At 51.6% G+C, this 22,830-nt stretch carries 13 protein-coding genes; 9 read left to right on the plus strand and 4 right to left on the minus strand.

What is annotated here, in order from left to right:
• Nucleotides 1-272: 272 nt before the first annotated feature.
• The 5 genes from speB to GEI7105_RS0125800 all read left to right on the plus strand — a co-directional run bounded on the left by speB (nt 273) and on the right by GEI7105_RS0125800 (nt 4,659).
• Nucleotides 273-1,247, plus strand: a complete 975-nt coding sequence (gene speB, locus GEI7105_RS32535; protein ID WP_017663254.1) for an agmatinase — start codon at nt 273-275, stop codon at nt 1,245-1,247.
• Nucleotides 1,248-1,257: 10 nt separating this feature from the next.
• The gene (locus GEI7105_RS0125785) at nt 1,258-1,803 is read left to right on the plus strand and encodes a thioredoxin family protein (protein WP_017663255.1); all 546 of its coding nucleotides are present in this window, start codon (nt 1,258-1,260) and stop codon (nt 1,801-1,803) included.
• Nucleotides 1,804-2,157: 354 nt separating this feature from the next.
• Nucleotides 2,158-2,886, plus strand: coding sequence for a UMP kinase (pyrH, locus tag GEI7105_RS0125790; RefSeq protein WP_026097970.1), 729 nt, complete (start codon nt 2,158-2,160; stop codon nt 2,884-2,886).
• Nucleotides 2,876-3,421: a ribosome recycling factor gene (frr, locus tag GEI7105_RS0125795; protein ID WP_017663257.1), complete on the plus strand. Its 546-nt coding sequence runs from the start codon at nt 2,876-2,878 to the stop codon at nt 3,419-3,421. Before pyrH ends, frr begins: the two co-directional genes overlap by 11 nt.
• Before the next feature lie 110 nt (nt 3,422-3,531).
• Complete coding sequence (locus GEI7105_RS0125800) at nt 3,532-4,659, plus strand: geranylgeranyl reductase family protein (protein WP_026097972.1); 1,128 nt, start codon at nt 3,532-3,534, stop codon at nt 4,657-4,659.
• A 94-nt stretch (nt 4,660-4,753) separates the two neighbouring features.
• On the opposite strand, the gene GEI7105_RS0125805 is transcribed toward GEI7105_RS0125800, so the two are convergent.
• The 3 genes from GEI7105_RS0125805 to GEI7105_RS33985 form a co-directional block, all read right to left on the minus strand.
• Nucleotides 4,754-5,392, minus strand: a complete 639-nt coding sequence (locus GEI7105_RS0125805; RefSeq protein WP_017663259.1) for an L-threonylcarbamoyladenylate synthase — start codon at nt 5,390-5,392, stop codon at nt 4,754-4,756.
• A gap of 153 nt (nt 5,393-5,545) precedes the next feature.
• Entirely contained in the window at nt 5,546-6,619 is a 1,074-nt protein-coding gene (locus tag GEI7105_RS0125810; RefSeq protein ID WP_017663260.1) for a chemotaxis protein CheW, read from the minus strand.
• A gap of 21 nt (nt 6,620-6,640) precedes the next feature.
• Entirely contained in the window at nt 6,641-8,212 is a 1,572-nt protein-coding gene (locus tag GEI7105_RS33985) for a CheR family methyltransferase (protein WP_017663261.1), read from the minus strand.
• A gap of 238 nt (nt 8,213-8,450) precedes the next feature.
• Here GEI7105_RS33985 and GEI7105_RS0125820 point away from each other — a divergent pair, with 238 nt between their 5' ends.
• A complete protein-coding gene (locus tag GEI7105_RS0125820) occupies nt 8,451-9,086 on the plus strand; it encodes a chorismate lyase (RefSeq protein WP_017663262.1) in 636 nt (211 codons plus the stop codon).
• On the opposite strand, the gene GEI7105_RS0125825 is transcribed toward GEI7105_RS0125820, so the two are convergent.
• Nucleotides 9,083-9,658 carry a DUF924 family protein gene (locus GEI7105_RS0125825; protein ID WP_017663263.1) on the minus strand — a complete coding sequence of 192 codons (576 nt, stop codon included), beginning with the start codon at nt 9,656-9,658 and terminating at the stop codon, nt 9,083-9,085. The two genes, GEI7105_RS0125820 and GEI7105_RS0125825, sit on opposite strands and share 4 nt — an antisense overlap.
• Nucleotides 9,659-10,543: 885 nt before the next feature.
• Here GEI7105_RS0125825 and GEI7105_RS40650 point away from each other — a divergent pair.
• The 3 genes from GEI7105_RS40650 (at nt 10,544) to GEI7105_RS0125835 (ending at nt 22,794) form a co-directional block, all read left to right on the plus strand.
• Nucleotides 10,544-10,669: a hypothetical protein gene (locus tag GEI7105_RS40650; RefSeq protein WP_281167041.1), complete on the plus strand. Its 126-nt coding sequence runs from the start codon at nt 10,544-10,546 to the stop codon at nt 10,667-10,669.
• Nucleotides 10,670-10,771: 102 nt separating this feature from the next.
• Entirely contained in the window at nt 10,772-16,777 is a 6,006-nt protein-coding gene (locus tag GEI7105_RS0125830) for a hybrid sensor histidine kinase/response regulator (RefSeq protein ID WP_017663264.1), read from the plus strand.
• Nucleotides 16,774-22,794, plus strand: a complete 6,021-nt coding sequence (locus tag GEI7105_RS0125835; protein ID WP_245555502.1) for a hybrid sensor histidine kinase/response regulator — start codon at nt 16,774-16,776, stop codon at nt 22,792-22,794. The genes GEI7105_RS0125830 and GEI7105_RS0125835 overlap by 4 nt, the downstream gene beginning before the upstream one ends.
• Nucleotides 22,795-22,830 lie beyond the last annotated feature (36 nt).

Consider the following 22,830-nt stretch of genomic DNA (forward strand, 5'->3'; position numbering starts at 1 on the left):
AAATTTTCGGGGTATCCGGTGCGCCGCAACTCGAGACATTTCGCTCGAAGAACGAAATCCCAGTACGGAACTCGAACGGGACGACAACAATGCGGATTTAGGGTTAGTATCGCAAAAGTGTACGGTGTTTGGACGAAATTAGCAATAAACTTTGGCAGTTGGCAACCGCCGCGCGATCGCCGCTTCCGAACGTTGCGACTTCCTCGATAATAGATTGGCGTCTAGCGTGGAGACCCAACGAAACTGTGCCTCAGTCTATACCTCGATCTCAAATGCTTCCGTTTATCGGTGAAGAAGTCGATGTGGGTTACGATAACGCCCGAGTCGTGATTTTACCGATTCCCTACGAAGCCACTACCACATATCGCATCGGATGTCAATACGGTCCGGCAGCGTTGTTAGCGGCTTCAGATCAGTTGGAATATTACGATGTGGAATTGGAACGCGAAACCTGTTTCGAGGTGGGCATTCACACCCACGCTCCCGTCGCCGATACTCGCCAGGGAGCGGTCTCTGAAGTCGAAATGCTCGCGGCAGTCCGAGAGGCGATCGCCCGCTGCACCAACGATGGTAAATTCGTCGTCAGCATCGGCGGCGAACACAGCATCACCGCAGGCGTCGTGGCAGGATACCGTCAAGCATTGGGGGACGATCCCTTTACTGTCGTGCAAATCGACGCTCACGGGGATTTACGTGCCGAATACGAAGGCTCTCGTTACAACCACGCCTGCGTCATGCACCGGGTATTAGAACTCGGCTGTCCCTCCCTACCCATCGGCATTCGCAGTATCTGCCGCGAAGAAGCCGAACTGATCCGAGCGCGAAACATTCCAGTATTTTGGGACGACGACATCGCAGGCGATCCCAACTGGATCGATCGCGCGATCGACTGCATTGGCACCGAAAAGGTGTTTCTCACCGTCGATCTCGACGGACTCGATCCGAGTTTAGTACCGGGAGTGGGAACGCCGCAACCTGGAGGTCTCGGCTGGCACGCCACCCTCGAGTTTTTACGTCGCCTGTGTCGCGATCGCACCCTCATCGGCGCCGATATCATGGAACTATGTCCCGTCGCCGACTCCGTGGTATCGGAATTTACGGCAGCAAAATTGACCTATAAAATAGTGGGGTATCGCGAAATTGCGCGATCCCGACAGGGTGCATCCATCGAGAAAACGCCGTTAACTTCTACGCCAAACCCTCCGAACCAAAGTTCGGGGGAACCGTTCGAGCGCAAGACAGGTTGAAAAAACGTCTATGAGCGTCACAGGAACAGCCGTCGGGAATTACGCCCCCGACTTCGAGCTTCCCGGAACCCGAGGCGAGGTGCACCATCTCGCCCGCTATCTCGACACCCACCCGGCCGTCGTCGTGGTCTTTTTAGGAAACACTTGTCCCCACAGCCGCACCTATTTCGAGCGCCTCAAACAACTCCAAACCGACTATCGCGATCGCCGAGTGACCCTCATCGGCATCAACGCCAACGATTCCGAACAAAGCCAGGGCGATCGCTTTGATGACATGAAAGCCCTCGTCGAAGACACTCGACTGAACTTTCCCTATTTGCGAGACGTGACTCAAGAAGTGGCTCAAAGTTTCGGAGCCAGCGTCACCCCTGAAGCCTTTCTCGTCGATCGCAACGGAGTCGTCCGCTATCACGGTTGCATCGACGACAACCCCGACAACCCACAGGCGATCGCCAACCCCTATCTTCAAACAGCTCTCGATCGCCTCCTACAAAACCAACCCATCGATCCCGTCAGTACCCCACCCGTTGGCTGTCCCATCGTCTGGCGTCGCTAGAAAGAGAGGGGGAGAGGGGGAGAGAGGGAGAGGGGGAGAGGGGGAGAGAGGGAGAGGGAGAAACTATTAACTGTTCCCTGTTCCCTGTTCCCTGTTCCCTGTTCCCTGTTCCCTGTTCCCTGTTCCCTGTTCCCTGTTCCCTGTTCCCTGTTCCCTGTTCCCTGTTCCCTGTTCCCTGTTCCCTGTTCCCTGTTCCCTGTCTTCACTGGTGACTGGTGACTGGTGGCTGTCTTCACTGCTCACTGTTCACTGCTCACTGCTCACTGTAAAAGGCTGGTGACGGTTCGCCTCTCTTCCTCCTCTCAACACCGCGACCTGGTATAGTTGGAGGCGGTTCACTAGGGGAAGTAGGACATGGGAACGCCTTACCGACGAATACTACTCAAGTTAAGCGGTGAAGCATTAATGGGCAACCTGGGATATGGTATCGATCCCGTGGTGGTTCAAGACATCGCTCAGGAAGTCGCCAACGTCGTGGCAGAAGGCATAGAAGTGGCGATCGTCGTTGGAGGCGGAAACATCTTTCGCGGCATCAAAGCAGCCTCGGCGGGAATGGATCGCGCCACCGCCGATTACATCGGCATGATCGCGACGGTGATGAACGCGATGACCCTACAAGACGCCCTCGAACAAATTGGCGTTCCGACCCGCGTACAAACCGCGATCGCCATGCAGGAAGTGGCAGAACCCTACATTCGCCGCCGCGCCATGCGCCATCTCGAAAAAGGTCGCGTCGTGGTGTTCGGCGCGGGTTCGGGCAATCCCTTCTTTACCACCGACACCACAGCTGCACTGCGGGCGGCCGAAATCGATGCCGAAGCGATCTTCAAAGCCACAAAAGTCGATGGCATCTACGATCGCGATCCCACGGTCGATCCCGACGCTCACCTCTACCAAAGTTTGACGTACGCCCACGTCTTATCGAACGACTTGCGGGTGATGGACAGTACGGCGATCGCTTTATGTAAAGAGAACAATATCCCTATCATAGTGTTTAACCTATCCAAACACGGGAACATCCGTCGCGCCCTGACGGGCGAACCCGTTGGAACGATTGTAGGAGGATCTTGCGATGTTAACTGATGTAGAAGATCGAATGCAGAAAGCGGTTGAGGCAACGCAACGGGCGTTCAATACCGTTCGCACCGGCCGCGCCAACGCTTCGCTGCTCGATCGCGTCATGGTGGACTACTACAACACCCCCACCCCCCTAAAGAGCCTCGCCAGCATCAGTACCCCAGACGCCAGTACGATTATGATTCAACCCTTCGACCCCAGCAGCTTGGCTGTGGTAGAAAAGGCGATTTCCACCTCGGATATCGGGTTGGTGCCGAACAACGACGGAAAAGTCATTCGATTGAACGTTCCGCCGCTGACGAGCGAGCGCCGTCAGGAATTCGTCAAAATGGCGTCGAAATACGCCGAAGAGGGCAAAGTCTCAATTCGTAACATTCGCCGCGACGCCGTCGACGACGCGCGGAAACAGGAAAAAAACAGCGACATCTCCGAAGACGAGTCCCGCGACTTGCAAGACGAGATTCAAAAACTCACGGACAAATACACGGAGAAAATCGACAAACTCTTGGCGGCTAAAGAGAAAGATATTACTACCGTGTAAGTCGGTCTGAGTAGGCAGGTCTGAAAATCTGTGCTAGGGTTGCGTCCGTCAGGGTTTGCGCGTAATTGCCAGACTAATTGAACTTTGACGGATTTCAAGAAAAACACTCGATGACCGAACTCTACGATTGCATCGTTATCGGTGCAGGGCCCGCTGGCGGTTCGGCCGCCTATCACCTCGCCAAACAGGGGCGATCGGTACTCGTCCTCGACAAGCAGCCTCAGCCGAGATATCGCCCTTGTGCCGGGGGCGTGTCTCCGGCGGTGGCGCAGTGGTTCGACTTCGATTTCTCCCCTGCCATTTCGCGGAAGGTGAAGACGGTTCGTTACACCTGGAAGTACGACGACCCGGTCGTCGTCGAACTCGAAACTCACGAGCCGATGTGGATGGTTCGGCGCGATCGCTTCGACGATTTCTTAATCGCGCAGGCTAAGTCTCAAGGGGCCCGACTGCGGGACGGGACGACGGTAACGGGAATTCGCTTCGAGAGCGATCGCGTGTGGGTCGAAACGGACACCGAGCCGGTCGCCGGTCGCTATCTCATCGCGGCAGACGGCTCGAACGGTGTCTGTGCTGAATGGCTCAAGCTCAAAACCCCGAAAACGCGATCGGCAGCCACGTTAGAAGTGACGATGGAACCTTCGGCGGAAGCTCCCATCGATTTCGCCTTCGGACAGGTGAAAAACGGCTTTATCTGGCAGTTTCCTAAAGCAGACGGCGTGTCAGTTTCCACGAGTACGTTTATCGGGGGGAACGGCAAAAACCTCTCGAAAACCCTCTCGGAATACGCCGATCGCGTCGGACTTCCCGCCGAAAACCGCCAAATTACCGAAGGAGCGGTCTTGTTGTGGGACGGCGATCGTCAGCTCCACAGCCAAAATGCCCTGCTCGCCGGGGAAGCAGCGGGATTCGTCGATCCCCTCACCGCCGAAGGCATCCGCCCATCGATGTTTAGCGGACTCAAAGCCGCCGAAGCGATCGATCGCGCCTTGTCTGGCGATACCGACGCACTCGAAGGCTACACGCAAACCGTTCGCGACAGTTGGGGGGCTGACATGACCTGGGCGTCGCGGCTGGCCGGCGCCCTCTACCGCTTTCCCGGTCTCGCCTACAAAGTCGCCATCAAACAACCCATCGCCACCCAGATCATGCTGAAAATCCTCTGCGGCGAACTTCGTTATTCCGACGTAGCCGACCGAGCCATCCGCAAACTCAGCGGCGGTCTCATGGGACGGTAAGGAAACTTCGTCGGTGAAGAGGGAAGAGGGAAAACCGCAAACGGGTAAACAGTATCTCCCTCGTTCCCTCACCTCACTGCTGCCAGCGCGATCGTCACTTCCGCATATGGGATGGAAGTTCCACATTCGGAACGATGGGACGCAAATCGTCAACGGACACCGGGCCGTATTTGAGGATAGTCGGACGATCGAGGGTGCAATCGACCATCGTTCCACCTCGACCGTACTTGGACGAACCGCCATCGACGATAAAGGACACGCGATCGCCAAACAGTTGTACGGCTGCCCGACAGTTCGTCGCTTTTAGGTCAGACGAGATGCTAGCAGAGGCGCAGGCGAGGGGAAACGGACTTTCGCCGACAAGCTGATAGATGAATTCGTCGGGACAGCAAACGAGGAGCGAGTCGAAGCCTGCCGTGACGCCTTCGGGGGCTTCATCCGTTTTGGGTAAAACCAAAGTCACGGGATAGGGAAATTTTGCGATTAACGCTCTGGCGTCGGCATTGGGGCGAGCAAAGCGATCGATCGTATCCAAGCGAGCGAACAACGCCAAAGGCTCGGAAGACGATTGCTGTTTGAGTTGGCGAATCCGAGCGATCGCACCCATGTCTGAGGCATTACCGACCAGGGCGTAAGTCGTCGCAGTCGGTAAAAGGACGACCTCTCCCCCTTGGAGTCGGTGCAAAATTTCGGGAATTAAACGGACACTAAGTTTCGGGTTTCGAGCGGACATCCGACAACCTCGTTAGCAATAATCTCGAAAACAATCTGTTGTCCTCGATACCGTTTATGCTACCAGGCAGTCACCAGTCACCAGTGAAAACAGGGAACGGGGAACAGGGAACAGTTAATAGTTTCTCCCCCTCTCCCCCTCTCCCCCTCTCGACTAAGGTTCTTCGTTGACGACGAGTTCTCCCTTGGTGAGAATCTTGTGCATATCTAAAACCGTTAGAGCTTTACCCCGATAAGGAGCGGTTCCCCGTAAATATTCATCACCAGTCCGTCGCGCCGCCGTCGGGATCGCCGACATCGTAACGGGATTGACGCGAACGACATCGAACACTTCATCGACCGCGACTCCCGCGACGATATCGTCCACTTGGACGACGACCGCTTTCTTTGCCTGACGCTCGACGTTCGGCAGGTTTAGCAGTTCGTCAACGGCGACGAGAGTTAAAATTTCGCCCCGTAAGTTCATATTCCCCACGATGCGAGGGGGACAGCAGGGAACCGGCGTCACCTTGCCGACGGTGGCAAACTCGCGCACCATCTGTAAATCGATGCCGAAATACTCTTCGTGCAGGCCGACGACTGCCAGAGACACGACGTTCTGTACGTCTGGAGCCTCTGTGACCATCCGCAATTGAGCCGCTCGTTGGCGGAAAATCTCCCGCTCTTCGGGGGTGGCGTTGGGGCAAAATACCGACAGGTCAGGGGCTTCTGAGGTCGAGATGTCTTCCTCTTCTTCGGCTTCGGGCGTATCTCGCGCGTCCGCAGCGCGATCGCGGGTGTCTCTGACCAAGGCTTCGCAATCGAGGAGGGCGACGAGATCGGTTTCGACTTGGGCGACTCCCTTAATGAAACGCTGTTCGGGAAAGTTTTCTCGACCGTAAGACAAGTCAGAGGTAACGTCTCGGGTCTCGACTGCGACGACTTCGCGCACGCGATCGACCACCATTCCCAGACGAAAGCCTTTCCATTCGACGATCGCGACGCTATCGCTGAGTCGGTAGTCCCGTCGGAGAACGCCGTGACGTTGACGGAACGTCCGGCCGAGGCGAAAGTTGAGATCCATCACCGGCACGATCGCGCCCCGCAGGTTGAGAACGCCGACGATATCGGGGGGCGCTTCGGCGATGGGAGTCACTTCGGGTAGAAAAAAGACTTCTCGGACGACGCGAGCGTCGAGTCCGTAGCGAGTCTCGTTGAGATCGAACAGTAGATAGTGATAAGTCTCCATGATGCGATCGGCTGCAAAGGATTACCGGGACTGGCCGCGAACGTGTTGTAACAACTCTCCGGCGGTCAAGTGTCGTTCGGCATCGACCACCGTTTGGGGGGGGAGTGTTTGCAAAATTTCGACAGCCGTACTTTGCATTTTACGAGCGCGATGTCGGTCGCCTTCGGCTCGATACAGTTGTGCCAGTTCTAGATAGGCGATCGCCGCGTGGGGGTCGATATACACGATCTTTTTCAAAAAGCTTTTGGCCCGTTCGGGTTTGCCTTGTAGTTCGCCCAAGTGTGCCAAAAGATAGTACGGTTCGACGGCCAGAGAATCGATTCCAAGGGCTTGCATACAGTAATAAGTGGCTTTTTGGTAATCGCCGAGGTTGGCATAGGCGCGGGCGATGAGGGTGTAGGCGTCGAGATGCTGCGGTTCGTCAGACAGGACGATTTCGGCGCGGGCGATCGCGTCGGCGTAGTCCTGGTGTTGGTAGCAGGCGAGCGCTTGAGTCCAAGCCGGGGAGAGTTCGCGAGGGGAGGGTCGATCGGGGCGATCGCGCCGCAGTTTAACGCTCGGACGGGAGGGGGAGAGTTCCGCTCGAGAGGTAACGGCGGGAACCGTTGGAGAAGAGGGCCGATCGCGGGTTTGAGATGGAACGGACGACCGTTCGAGGATGCTGACGCGATCGCCACGAGCGATACTGTCTCCGGCGAGGCGATCGCACCGCTGGTACACCACAGACTGGGGAAACAGTTGAGTATGAAAGGGCTGGGTCGCTTGTCCTTGCAGTTCGGCGTGCGCGGCGATGAGATATCCTCCAGGGGCGAGGGTACGGTGAAACTTTTGTAGAACGCGGTCGATCGAGGTGCGATCGAAATAAATGAAAACGTTGCGACAGAGAATGAGGTCGATCTCTGCGAGGGCGAGATCGGCATCGGGCAACTCGTGACGAACGAGATTGAGTCGATGGAACTGCACCATCCGACGCACGCGAGGATCGATCTGATAGCGATCGTGGCGAGTTTGGAAATATTGCTGTTGAATGCGAGGTTCGACTTGGCGGAACGACCAGGCGTTGTATTCGCCCTGTCGAGCGCGCTCTAACACCGACTCGTTAATGTCGGTGCCAAAAATAACGAGGTTCCAGTCGTATAAATCCTGTAGGAGTTCCCGCAGTAAAATTGCTAGCGAATAGGCTTCTTCTCCCGAAGCACAAGCCGCACTCCAAATTTTGAGGGTGGGTTTCGCGCCGTTGGCTTTTTGGGCGGCGAGGTTGCGGTTTTTGACGATAAGTTCTGGTAGGATGCGAGTCCGCAGGAGGTCGAACTGACCGCGATCGCGAAAAAAATAACTTTCCGTCACGACCAAGAGTTTGACGAGTTCTCGCCATTCCCGTTCGCTACGGAGGCGATCGCTCGGTGCGACGACAGCATCCGAACGTCCGGCATCGAGGAGTTGATAGTAAGAGTCTAGGGAAGATATCCCCAGTGCTTTCATACGAGCTTGCAGCTTCGCGAGCAGTCCGTTTTCGTCTTGAGGACGAACGCACAAACCTGTTTGCTGCGAAATGAGTCGGACGAACTTTCGGACGAGATCGGAATCGAACATCAGCTTAAACAGGGCGAACTGAATGCAAACGGACTCCGTCCGGCTTGCGCGAACGAGATCGGCTGCCCTTCTCTGTCGCTCGGCGTTTCCAAGGACTTCTCGAGCCGCGATCGCCCAACCCTACCATCGGGATCGTTTTTGACAGGATGTCTATAGCCTAGCTCAGATCGAAGCCGGAGCTAGGGAGAACGGGGATCGGCGCTATGATAAGAGAGTTGGTTAAGTTCTGTTAAGACCATTGACTGCGACGTTTAGACATCCCGACCGCGTCACTCAATCCCTCGCCTGGCACGCCCTCGATCCCCTGTGGCAAGGCGACGAAACTGCTGTTCGAGACGGCTTACCCCACGAGCAACTCGCACCGGCTTGGCAAATCCTACTGCTCGGAGACGGCTCTCCGACGCGTCACCTGAAGTTGCTAACGGGAGAACCCACCGAAGTCGATGTGACCGATATGTCCGCCATCGGCACCGACACCGACGGAGCGCCGTCTTTAATTCAAGAGATTCCGACGCCGCGACTGCGACGACAGGTTTGGTTGAGAACGGCGTCGGGTCAACGTCTCGCCTATGCAGCGTCGTGGTGGGAAGCCAGCCACATCGACGACTATTTACAAAATCGATCGCTGCCGATTTGGGAAAATCTCTCGCGCATTCATGCGGAGTTATATCGCGACATTCGCGGTCTTTACTACGGTCGATCGCCTGCGTTGGAAGAGGCATTTGAGGAAGCCGGGCCGTTTTGGGGTCGTCACTATCTGTTTTGGCATCACGGTAAACCGCTGACGCTCATTTACGAGGTTTTTTCGCCCTATTTACAAAGGTATCTCGGGTCGGTTCGAGGGACAGAAGACGACCGAGATCGCAACGGCTAAAACGACGATCCGGGCTGTTGCAGAAATTCTCGTTCTGCTGGGGTACTTTCGCGACCTAAAATCTCGTTTCGGTGGGGAAAACGCCCGAATTTTTCGATGACGTTTCGGTGTTGGTCGGCGTAATCGAGGGTGCTGGCACTGTCGGGATCGTCTTTTAAGGTCTCGAACAGGCGCACGGATTGGTGTTGATGTTCGAGATTTTCTGAATGCTCGAAGGGTAGATAGAAAAACCAACGTTGGACGGGAAGCACTTGTCGGTCGAACTGGCGATCGATGGCTGTTTCGGCGACGTGCAAGGCTTTATCGTCAGTGGCAAAGGCTCGCGGCGTATTGCGAAATAGATTTCTAGGAAATTGGTCGAGGGCGATCGCTAATGCCAAACAACTGAGGGGTTCGGCTTGCCAACTGTCGAGATCGCCAGATGCCGCTCGGGAATAAGTGTCGAGAAACTGCGATCGCACGCGATCGTCAAACGCACGATCTTTAACAAACCATTGTTTTCGCGGTTTTCCGTATTCGGAACTCTCGAATTTTCCAAACCAAAACTGAATCACATCTTGCCAAGTTTTCATCGTGATTTTAAATTTTAAAAAATATAAAAACTCTAAATTAGTTGTGTAACAAGATTGGGAATAGGGAATAGGGAACGGGGAATAGGGAATAGGGAACGAAAAATCTGCGTTTTTTGGTGTTTTAATTATTGAAAATTCATACGAAATCCGTTTCCAATAATCTGGGTTTTAAGAAGTCTTTACCACATCAGATACAGTGATTTGGATAGGAATATAAAAAAGTATTGCGTGAGATAATATTCAGATTTTTCGATCGGATATTTTTCGATTTTTTGTAATTTCTCGATCGCGATCGTTGATTTAAAATTTTACAGGATTGTAAATTTGCGGAGCCGTGCATCCGCAAATTTACTTACAAGCCAATAGCGATCGTACATATAATACTTTAGTTTAAACTCTGTAAAAATACAAGTATCGCGTTTTGTGAATTTGTAACACAACTAAACAAACATACATTGTGACCTTGCAGCATAACTTTTCATGGTTTATGTCGGTCAAACAACTTAGTTCGCAGAGCTACTGTATTGCAGAGATCTTTTATTTAATGCTATTAAGAACTTAGGAGTGACAGATCGTACACAACTGACAGTCAGCTCGAAGGCAATCTACTTAGGTGCATCTCCAAAAGGTAAATTCATCGGATACGAGCTTTCGTAATCGATAGTGCTACGCACCGATCGACGCTTTCCGAGCGGCTGTTGGGTTTCGGCTTCGCTCAACCCAACCTACCCCAAACTCCTGTTTTGGCAAAAGTGAGACGCACCCGATCCACGTTCTTTAATATGTCAAGAATTATTGATTTAAATGAAGTTTACATTTTGTGTCAGTCGCCGGACTGAATTTTTCGCATGATGCTTAAAACGAGAGATCCTTTTACAGATCGAGATGTATCTCTCAATTGCCTCAACAGAGAGCCGTTTAGCCTCGATAGCGATCGCTCCTCTCTCCCTCACCCACCTGCGCGATCGCTCTTCGATCGCCACACCAACTTCACCCAGCCTTCATCCTTGACGCTACCTCTTCTAAGAATTCAGGCTTCTTCGAGAGTTTTCGGCTCTGTTCCCGAACGAGCGCAAACTCATACTCAATTTGACAGATTATTTGGTAACGCGAATGCTTAACTTAGCTGGCTATCGAGAAATCGACCTTATCTATACCGGGAACCACACCCTGGTCTATCGCGGACAACGGACTCAAGACAGCCGACCCGTCATCATCAAAGTCTTACGCAACCCCAACCCCAACTTTAACGAATTAGTCCGGTTCCGCAACCAGTACGTCATTACCCGCTCTCTCGTCTCTCCCTATATCGTTCGCCCCCTAGCCCTCGAACGCTACGGCAACGGTTACGCTCTGATAATGCCCGACGAGGGAGCGATTCCTTTGTCTAACTACTGGCAACAGTCGTCACGTTCCTCAAGCGACTTTCTGTCGATCGCCATTCAACTAGCAGAAGCCCTGCATTTTCTCGCTCAGCAGCGAATCATCCACAAAGACATCAAGCCAGCCAACATCCTCGTTTGCCCCAACACCGGGAGGGTGAAACCGATCGACTTCTCGATCGCCTCCCTACTTCCCAAAGAACAACAACAGCTCACCAATCCCAACGTTCTCGAAGGAACGCTGGCCTACATTTCCCCAGAACAAACCGGACGGACAAACCGGAGTCTCGATTACCGCAGCGACTTCTACTCCCTCGGCGTTACGTTTTTCCAACTCCTAACCGGACAACTTCCCTTTATCGCCACCGATCCGATGGAGTTAGTGCATTGTCACATCGCTCGCGGGGTCAAGTTTCCGCTCGGCAGTCCCGTCCCCGAGGCGATACAGTCGATCGTTCTCAAATTGATGGCCAAGAACGCCGAAGATCGCTATCAGAGTGCGTTGGGATTGAAATACGATCTCGAGCGATGTCGGCAACAGTGGGAAGACAAAGGGGCGATCGAACCCTTTGAGTTAGGCAAGCGAGATCTCTGCGATCGCTTCGCCGTTCCCGAAAAGCTCTACGGACGAGAAGTCGAAGTCCAAGCCTTGCTCGATGCCTTCGAGCGAGTTTCCCAAGGCCGAACCGAACTCATGCTGGTGTCGGGTTTCTCGGGCATCGGTAAAACTGCGGTCGTCAACGAAATCCACAAACCCATCGTGGCTCGCCGGGGGTATTTCGTCCGAGGAAAGTTCGACCAGCTCGATCGCAACATTCCGTTTTCAGGGTTCGTACGAGCCTTTCGAGACTTAATCGAACAACTGCTCGGCGACTCAGAAGCCCAACTGGCCGTCTGGAAGGTCGAGATTCTCGAGGCTGTCGGAGATAACGGTCGAGTTCTCATCGATGTGATTCCCGAATTAGAACAGATTATCGGTCCGCAACCGACCGTCCCCGAACTGTCTGGCAACGCCGCTCAAAACCGCTTTAACTTGCTCTTGTCGAAATTTATGGCGGTTTTCACGACGCCCGAACATCCTCTCGTGATGTTTTTAGACGACTTGCAATGGATAGACTCGGCGTCGATCGACCTTATGAAAGTGTTGCTCGGTGAAAATCGGAGCGGTTACTTACTATTGCTGGGAGCTTATCGGGATAACGAAGTCTCTCCCGCCCATCCTTTAATGTTGAGTGTAGCGGAGTTGGAGAAAAACAAAGCCATCGTTTCCACGATCGCACTGCCGCCTTTAGCTCGACATCATATCGATCGCTTGGTTGCCGAAACGCTTAATTGCAGTCAAGAACTCGCACAGCCTTTAAGCGAGTTGGTTTATCAAAAGACTCAAGGCAATCCGTTCTTTTGTATTCATTTTTTAAATAAATTATATGAAGATAAACTGATTATATTTAATGCAGCGATCGGATTTTGGGAATGCGATCTCGCCCAAATTTGCGATGCAGCACTGACTGATAATATTGAAACATTGATGGTAGAGCGATTGCAAAAACTACCAGAACCCGCACGAGAAAGTTTGAAGCTAGCAGCTTGCTTGGGCGATCGCTTCGATTTAGAAGCCTTATCAGTTGTTTGTAACAAGGACGAAGAGGAAATCGTTACGGAAATTTGGCCGGCTGTACAAGAAGGACTCGTTCTGCCGATCGGCAAAGCTTATAACTTTTTCCAAAAAGATTTCAACAATACCACTACCCAGTCATCAACCGTCAGCTATCGCTTTCTACACGATCGCGTCCAACAAGCAGCCTATTCTCTCATTCCCGATTCTCAAAAACAAACCACTCACTACCATATCGGTCGACGTTTACTCAACAGGATACCGCCAGACGCCCGAGAAGAGCAAATTTTTGAACTCGTCAGCCAACTCAACTACGGCGTTGCGTTAATGAACGATCTCAGACAACGAGACGAACTCGCACGACTCAATCTCGTTGCTAGCCGTAAAGCCCGCAGTTCTACGGCTTATCGAGCGGGTTACAGCTATGCTCGAACCGGAATTTTATTACTCCAAGAAGATGCTTGGTTGCGGCAGTACGATATCAGTTTAGAGTTGCACGAATTCGCCGCAGAATTTGCATTACTGTGTGGCGAATTCGAGGCAATGAATCAATTTATCGAAACGGTTATCGATCGCACTGAATCGATCCTCGATCGCATTGCCGTTTACCGCATCAAAATTCAGGCGTATACCTCTCAAAACAAACCGCCACAAGCGATTGCCGTTGCTCTAGAAGTTTTAGAACAGTTCGGTATTACGTTCCCAAAAAATGCAACAGCTAGCGATCTTCGGCAAAAAGTTGCGGAAGTCAAAACACAGTTGGAAGATCGAAAAATTGAAGACTTAGCTCGTCTTCCCCTTATGACAGATCGTGAAAAAATTGCGATCGTCCAAATAATTAGTCATATCATGCCTGCGGCTTATATGTCAGAACCTTCTTTATATACAGTTCTAGCTTGTTTGTCAGTAGAAATCTCCATTCAATATGGAAACGTCCCCGAATCGACTCATGGATATGCAGGATATGGATTTCTGGCTTGTAATCGCTTGAAAGATGTAGAGACGGGCGTGCAGTTCGGCCAACTCGCTCTTCAATTAGTTTCTACTCTAGAGAAAAATGCAGTCAAACCTCTGGCTGCATTTGTCGTTGGATTTGTTATTTTACATCGAAAATCTCACATTAAAAAAACGCTGCCGCTACTCCAAGAGGTTTACAGGCTAGGACTAGAAGTCGGCAATCTAGAATTTGTCGGATATAGTGCTGGAACTTTGTGCTGTCATTCGTTTTGGTGCGGTCATTCTCTCTCTACTTTAGAGCTAGAAATAAAATCTTACTGTCAAGCGTTGATGCAATTCAACCAGCTTACAACAGTCAATTGGTGTCGCATTTATTGGCAATCGACTTTAAATTTACTGGACGCGACAGAACGTCCCAGTTATTTAGCAGGAGAAGGTCTTCAAGAAGCAGAATTTTTACCAAAACTGCTAGAATCTCGCGAATTCACAGCCTTGTATTTCTTCTATTTATCTAAACTGATGCTGAGCTACATATTCGGAGAAGTCGAATCGGCTCGCGATCGCGCTGCCGAGTGCCAGCAATATTTGATGGGCGGTACGGGAACCATCGGCGAACCCATCTTTTATTTTTACGAGTCCTTGAGCGCGATCGCCTCGCTGGGTGAAGTTTCTACCAACACTGACGAAGGATTGCAGAAGGTCGAGCGAAACCAAAGAAAACTACAACACTGGGTAAACTACGCTCCAACGAACTATCAACATAAAGTCGATTTAGTCGAAGCGGAAAAATGTCGAGTTTTAGGGTACAAAGCCGAGGCGATCGAGCTGTACGATCGCGCGATCGCCGGTGCGAAAGCCAACGAATACATCCAAGAAGAAGCCCTGGCTAACGAACTGGCAGCCAAATTTTACCTCGACTGGGGCAAAGACAAAGTGGCGGCCAGCTACATGAGCGATGCCTATTACAGTTATGCCCGCTGGGGGTCTAAAGCCAAAGTCGAAGACTTAGAAACCCGTTACCCTCAACTGCTGGCACCTTTACTCCAACAGTCGAACCCGCGATCGCGTACCACTACGACCTCAATTTCCACCCCTACCGGAGCCGTCACCTCCAGCAGTACCACCAGTTCGCTAGACTTAGCCTCCGCCATCAAAGCCTCCCAAGCCATTTCCGGGGAAATTCAACTCGAACGATTGCTTTCCCAATTGATGCAAGTGGTGATGGAAAATGCCGGAGCCTCCAAGAGTGCGTTACTCCTGCCCCATCGAAACACCCTAGCATTGGTCGCTCTGGCATCTTATACCGAGGCCGACCCAACCATTCGAGTCGCCTCTCTCGGAGAATCCCTCACACTCGAACCGGAACGAGAAGTTCCCGTTAGCATCGTCAATACCGTCTGGCGAACCCAAGATCCTCTGATCCTTCAGGACACGATCGCCGAAACCAAATTTTCCACCGATTCCTATCTCGTTCGGCATCCCCCCAAAAGCATTCTCTCTATGCCGCTGCTCGATCGCGGCAAGTGTATCGGGGTGTTGTACCTGGAAAACCGACTTACCACAGATGCCTTTACCGGCGATCGCCTACAGCTTCTGAACCTCTTCTGCTCGCAAGCGGCGATTTCCATCGAAAACGCCCTGCTCTATCACAATCTAGAAGAAGCGAACCAACAGCTAGAGAGCTATTCTCACACCCTCGAACAAAAAGTTGAAGAACGCACCGCCGAACTCCAACAGGCCAAAGAAGCGGCCGACGCGGCCAACGCGGCCAAAAGCGAGTTTCTCTCCAACATGAGCCACGAGTTACGAACCCCCCTCAACGGCATCCTCGGCTACGCGCAAATCCTCCAACGGGAACGCAACCTCACGCCTCGCTTTAGCGAAGGATTAAACGTCATCCGCCAAAGCGGTCGGCACTTGCTGACGTTGATTAACGATATCCTCGACCTCTCGAAAATCGAAGCTCGCAAGATGGAACTGTATCCGTCGGCGGTGAACCTCTCGGCGTTTCTCAACAGTGTCGTGGGCATCATTCAAATGCGAGCGATCGAAAAAGATATCTACTTTGACTGCGATGCTGCTCCTAACTTACCCGTGGGGATTCAAACCGACGAAAAACGCCTGCGTCAAGTTCTCATCAACCTGCTGGGAAATGCCGTTAAATTTACCGACTCCGGACAAGTGACGCTACGAGTTTCTCAAATTGCCCGCCGAGAGGCGATCGCCACCCTTCGCTTTGAGATCGTCGATACGGGAGTGGGGATGAGCGACGACCAACTCGAAAAAATCTTCCAACCCTTCGAGCAGGTGGGAGATACGACGCGTCGAGCGGCCGGAACGGGGTTAGGCTTAGCCATTTCCCGCCAACTGGTGGAGTTGATGGGGGGACAACTCCAGGTGAGCAGCCGACTTGGGGAGGGTTCGACCTTCTGGTTCGAGGTCAGCTTTGAAGCGAAGCAGGACAACCGTAACGTCACCCGATCGGCGAGCGGCGATCGCATTGTCGGCTACCAAGGACGACGACGCCGTATTTTAGCCGCCGACGACAAACTCGAGAGTCGCTTGGTGTTGTTGAATCTACTGGAGCCGTTAGGGTTCGAGATGATTTTGGCCGAAGACGGCCAACAAGAATTGCAGTTAGCTCTCCAGCATCGACCCGACGCCATTATCACCGATTTAATCATGCCGGTGATGAGTGGGTTTGAAGCGATACAGGAGCTTCGTCGTCACAGCGAACTTCAGGAGATCCCGATTATCGCGATTTCTGCCAGTCTGCTCGACCGCGACGGACAGAGTCGAATTTCCCGTTGCGATGCCTTCGTGGCCAAACCCATCGATGCCGAGTTGTTGTTGGCGGCTCTCGGGGAGCAGTTGCAACTCGAATGGGTGTACGAAGCGATCGAGGTGGAAACCGAACCGTCCGAGGAGGCGGTTAGCGGACCGATCGTGCCGCCGCCACCGTCGGAAATCGAGGTGCTGTACGACTTCGCGAGGATGGGCAATATGAAGCGAATTCGCGATCGCGCGGTCTATCTCGAGCAGCTCGATCCTCAATATCGTCCGTTTGCCCGAAAACTTCAAGACTTGGCTCGTGGCTTTGAAGACCGAGCGCTTTTAGCCTTCATCGCGCAATCTCGATCCGTGGAAACTGGAGAACCGAAATGATGACTGAAAACACGACCCTTCTTCCTGGCTACAGTCACCTCGAACTGTTGCACTCTAGCTCTCGAACCTTGGTTTATCGGGGACGGCGAGCGATCGACGGTCGAGCGGTGATTCTCAAACTGCTCGATGCCGAGTATCCCAGTTTCCGCGAACTGGTCAATTTCCGCAACCAGTACGCCATTGCCAAAAACCTCGATTGTCCCGGTGTGGTCGAGCCTCTGGCGCTGGAGAACTACCGCAACAGTTGCATTTTGGTGATGCCCGACGAAGGGGCGATTTCTCTAGCCCACTATGCCGCCGACCGGCCTTTAAGTCTGGGGGAATTTTTGCCCGTTGCCATAGCTTTGGCACAGATTCTCGAGGGACTGTATCGAAGTCGGGTGATTCATAAAGACATCAAACCGGCAAATATTCTCATTCACCCCGACACCAAGCAAGTGAAACTGATCGATTTTTCGATCGCCTCCCAATTACCCAAAGAACAACAACAACCGATCGACCCGAACGTTCTCGAAGGTACCCTCGCTTATATTTCCCCCGAACAAACCGGACGCATGAATCGCAGCATCGATTACCGCAGCGATTTCTATTCCCTCGGCGTTACCTTTTACGAGCTGCTGACGGGACAGCTCCCCTTTATTGCCAGCGATCCGATGGAGTTAGTGCATTGTCACATCGCTCGCGAGGCTAAGTTTCCTGACGGGAGTTCGGTTCCCGAGGCGGTGCGGGCGATCGTTCTCAAGTTGATGGCCAAGAACGCTGAAGACCGCTATCAGAGTGCGTTGGGGTTGAAATACGACCTCGAGCGATGTTGGCAACAGTGGCAGGAAACCGGAGCGATCGAACCCTTTGAGTTGGGAGAGCGAGATGTGTGCGATCGCTTTACCATTCCCGAAAAGCTCTACGGACGAGAAGCCGAAGTGCGATCGTTACTCGAGGCGTTCGATCGCGTGGCTGGCGGTGTCACAGAAATGATGTTGGTGGCGGGTTTTTCGGGGATTGGCAAAACCGCCGTGATTAACGAAGTTCACAAACCCATCGTCGCCCGACGGGGGTATTTCATTAAAGGCAAATTCGACCAATTCAACCGTAATATTCCTCTGAGCGCCTTCGTACAAGCTTTTCGAGATTTAATGGAGCAACTGCTTTGTGAATCGGACGAAGAACTGGCCGCCTGGAAAGCCAAAATTCTCGACGCCGTCGGAGAAAGCGGTCGAGTCCTCATCGAAGTCATTCCCGAGTTAGAACACATTATCGGACCGCAACCGTCCGTCCCCGAACTGTCGGGTAATGCCGCTCAAAATCGCTTCAATTTACTTTTTCAAAAATTTATTGAGGTTTTCACCACCTCCGAGCATCCTCTAGTCATTTTTTTAGACGATTTACAGTGGGTCGATTTAGCCTCGCTCGCTTTAATTGAAGTGTTGGCGATCGAAAATCGCACGGGGTATTTGTTGTTACTGGGAGCGTATCGCGACAATGAAATTATTCCAACTCATCCATTAATGTTGAGCCTTAAAAAAATTAAGGAGCATCAAGCAATTGTTTCTACAGTTTCTCTGCAACCTTTAAAACGAGATAGAATCGATCGCTTGATTGCAGAAACGTTGTGCTGTGACAAAAAATCTGCTCGACCGCTGACGGAGTTAGTGGAACTCAAAACCCAAGGAAATCCCTTTTTTGTCATCCAGTTTCTTACAACACTTTACGAAGAGCAACTCATCGTTTTTAATTCGACTTTGGGACATTGGGAATGCGATCTTTCTCGCGTACGAGAAGTAACGCTTACCGATAATGTGGTGGAATACATTGTCAAGAGTTTGCAAAAGCTACCCGAAACAACTCGAGATGTGTTAAAGTTAGCAGCTTGTATTGGTAGCCAATTTGAAATCGAAACGTTATCGGTAATTTGTGAAGTATCTGAAGAAGCGATCGCCGATCGAATTTGGGTGGCACTTCAAGCGGGTTTGATTTTGCCAGTGAGCGAATCTTATAAGTTTTTTCATCATTTAGAGACAGATAAAACATCGATCGATTTCAGTAAAACTGATAGTATTTCAGTTGGCTCTGTGACCTATCGTTTTTTACACGATCGCGTTCAGCAGGCTGCTTATTCACTTATTCTAGAAGAGCAAAAACAAGCAACTCACTTCAAAATCGGGCGACGGCTCCTTGAAAAAACCCCATCGGAAAAGCAAGAAGAAACGATCTTCTCCATCGTCAGCCAGTTGAATATTGGTTACAGATTATTAACCACACAAGTCGAACGGGATTATCTCGCTCAGCTTAACTTGAAAGCCGCACAGAAAGCCAAACTTGCTACCGCTTATGCCGCCGCACAATCGTACTTGAATATAGGGATAGAACTGCTCAGCTTTGAGGGTTGGTCTCGGCAATACGCCCTTACGTTATCGCTTTATAAATTGGCAGCAGAGATAGCATATCTCAACGGCAACTTAGAGGAAATGGAGGTTTTGGGCGATCGCGTTTTACAAAATTCTAAAAATATTGTCGAAAACATCAAAATTTACGAAATCAAGATAACAGCTTACACGTCACAAAATCGTATCGACGAAGGAATTGAAGTCGGATTGCACGCTCTCGAAATTTTAGGAATTGTGTTTCCTAAAATCCCCAAACCCTCAGATCTGCAACGCGAACTCGAAACAGTGATGGCGAGTTCTATTGGAAAAAAACCGTTGGCTGCACTCGATTTTTCAGAAATGACCGATCCGGTAAAACTCGCCGCCATGAGCCTTTTATCGACCTTATTTCCTCCAGTTTATCTGTCTTTTCCCGATCTGATGCCACTACTCGTTTTAGAACAAGTGAAGTTGTCAATTCGATATGGAAATTCTCCTTGGTCGGCTTTAGCTTATGCAATTTACGGCGAAATTCTCTGTGGGATTGTCGGTGACATTGAGTTAGGTTATCAATTTGGTGAACTTTCGTTAACATTACTTGACAAGTTTAACCAAAAAGCAATTCACGCTCGAACCTTAGACATTCTCGAAGGGTTTGTTTTTCATTGGAAAGACCATGCCAAAAGTACGATCGAGCCGATGCGTTGGGCATATCAATGTGGCATGAAATCAGGTGAGTTTGAATGGGCCGGCTACACGGCGTTTAAAATCTGTCAGTATTCACTGTTTATCGGAAAAGAACTCACGGCTCTCGAACCGGAAATGAGTCTGTGGAGCCAAGACCTCGAGCGACTCCATCAAAAAATGGGAGTCAATTTAATTGCAGTGACGCGACAGACAGCTTTAAATTTAATCGCTCAGAGTGACACTCCTAGTTGTTTGGTGGGAGAAGCGGTCGATGAAAGGCAGTTACTGCCCACTTATTTAGAAAACAAAAATGGATACGGACTCCATTATTTTTATTTAAACAAACTTATTCTATCCTATCTATTTGGAGAATTCGATTTAGCCATCCGCTATTCTGAATCTGCCGCCGACTATTTAGAAACTGTTACCGCCGCCCTCGCCGTTCCCGTCTTTCATTTCTACGATTCTTTAGCGCGACTGGCGATCGATGCAAATCTCGACTCGGACGATCGCCTGAAAAACCGAGACAAAATCAAGCAAAACCAAGACAAAATGAAAGTTTGGGCTGATTGCGCCCCCAGCAACTATTCCCATAAATTTGCTCTAGTCGAGGCAGAACGACATCGAATTTTAGGTGAAGACCTCGAAGCGATCGCACTGTTCGACCGAGCCATTGCCGAGGCCACTACGAACGACTATATCCACGAAGCAGCCCTAGCGAGCGAACGTGCCGCTCTCTTTTACCTCGATCGAGGAAATCTGAAAAGTGCCGCCAGTTATATGCAAGAAGCGTACTCGGGTTACGAACGATGGGGAGCCACCGCTAAAACCGAGCGACTGTTAGCCCAATATCCTCAACTACTCCAACCCGTTATTAATCGCCGAGATGCTCCGCTGGCTTCCCAAGAAACCATCGCGCCACTTTTTCCTCAAAGTACTCTATCTCACCTTTCAAGCAGTAGCACCACTTCCGAAGGTCTCGATGCAGCCAGTCTCCTCAAAACTTGCCACATCATCTCAAGCGAACTACAACGCGATCGACTCATTGCTAAACTCACTGGCGTTTTAATGGAAAATGCCGGAGCGACGAAATGCGCCTTAATGTTACCGACTGATTCTCACTGGTGCGTTGAAGCCCTGGCGACTTTAAAAGAACAACAACAGTTTGCTCAACATCCCCTCGAAACCAGCACTGAAGTTCCCGTTTCTCTGATTCGTTACGTTCGCCATCTCTGCGAAGCCTTAACCTACGACAATATTACACAAGAGGAACGCTGGAGCAGCGATCGCTACATTCAAAAAAACCAACCCAAAAGTATTTTGTGTCTGCCCATTCTCAAACATGAGAGCTTTTTAGGTATTCTCTACTTAGAAAACGATCGAACCGTTGCCGCTTTTCCCCCTCGCCTGCAAGAAGTTCTGAAACTCCTTACCGCTCAAGTCGCGATCGCCATTGAAAACGCCACTCTCTACCGCAACTTAGAACGTGCCAACCAACAACTGGAAGACTACTCTCACACCCTCGAACAAAAAGTTGAAGAACGCACCGCCGAACTCCAACAGGCCAAAGAAGCGGCCGATGCGGCCAACGCGGCCAAAAGCGAGTTTCTCTCCAACATGAGCCACGAGTTACGAACCCCCCTCAACGGCATCCTCGGCTACGCGCAAATCCTCCAACGAGAACGCAACCTCGCTCCTCGCTTTAGCGAAGGATTAAACGTCATCCGCCAAAGTGGTCGGCATTTGCTGACGTTGATTAACGATATCCTCGACCTCTCGAAAATCGAAGCTCGCAAGATGGAACTGTATCCGTCGGCAGTGAACCTCTCGACGTTTCTCGACAGTGTCGCCGGAATTATTCGGATGCGAGCGATCGAAAAAGATATTTACTTTGACTGCGATGCTGCTCCTAACTTACCCGTGGGGATTCACGCCGACGAAAAACGCCTGCGTCAAGTTCTCATCAACCTGCTGGGAAATGCCGTTAAATTTACCGACTCCGGACAAGTGACACTACGAGTTTCTCCAATTGCCCGCCGAGAGGCGATCGCCACCCTTCGCTTTGAGATCGTCGATACGGGAGTGGGGATGAGCGACGACCAACTCGAAAAAATCTTCCAACCCTTCGAGCAGGTGGGAGATACGACGCGTCGAGCGGCCGGAACGGGGTTAGGCTTAGCCATTTCCCGCCAACTGGTAGACTTGATGGGAGGACAGCTCCAGGTGAGCAGCCGACCTGGGGAGGGTTCGACCTTCTGGTTCGAGGTCAGCTTTGAAGCGAGTCAGGCAAAGACTTCAGTTACTTCATCTCGGGTCGGACGGATCGTCGGCTACCAAGGACGACGACGCCGTATTTTAGCCGCCGACGACAAACTCGAGAGTCGCTTGGTGTTGTTGAATCTACTGGAGCCGTTAGGGTTTGAGATGATTTTGGCCGAAGACGGCCAACAAGAATTGCAGTTAGCTCTCCAGCATCGACCCGATGCCATTATCACCGATTTAATTATGCCGGTGATGAGTGGGTTTGAAGCGATACAAGAGATTCGCCGTCACAGCGAACTTCAGGAGATCCCAATTATCGCGATTTCTGCCAGTCTGCTCGACCGCGACGGACAGAGTCGAATTTCTCGTTGCGATGCCTTCGTGGCCAAACCCATCGACGCCGAGTTGTTGTTGGCGGCTCTCGGGGAGCAGTTGCAACTCGAATGGGTGTACGAAGCGATCGATGCGGAAACCGAACCGTCCGAGGAGGCGGTCAGCGGACCGATCGTGCCGCCGCCACCGTCGGAAATCGAGGTGCTGTACGACTTCGCGAGGATGGGCAATATGAAGCGAATTCGCGATCGCGCGGCCTATTTCGAGCAGCTCGATCCTCAATACCGTCTGTTTGCCCGAAAACTTCAAGACTTGGCTCGCGGCTTTGAAGACCGAGCTATTTTAACGTTTATCCAACAATATCTGTCTTAAAACAAAACTTGTTTTACAACAGATATTGCAATTGAC

The sequence above is a fragment of the Baaleninema simplex PCC 7105 genome, assembly GCF_000332355.1.
GTDB lineage: Bacteria > Cyanobacteriota > Cyanobacteriia > Cyanobacteriales > Geitlerinemataceae > Baaleninema > Baaleninema simplex.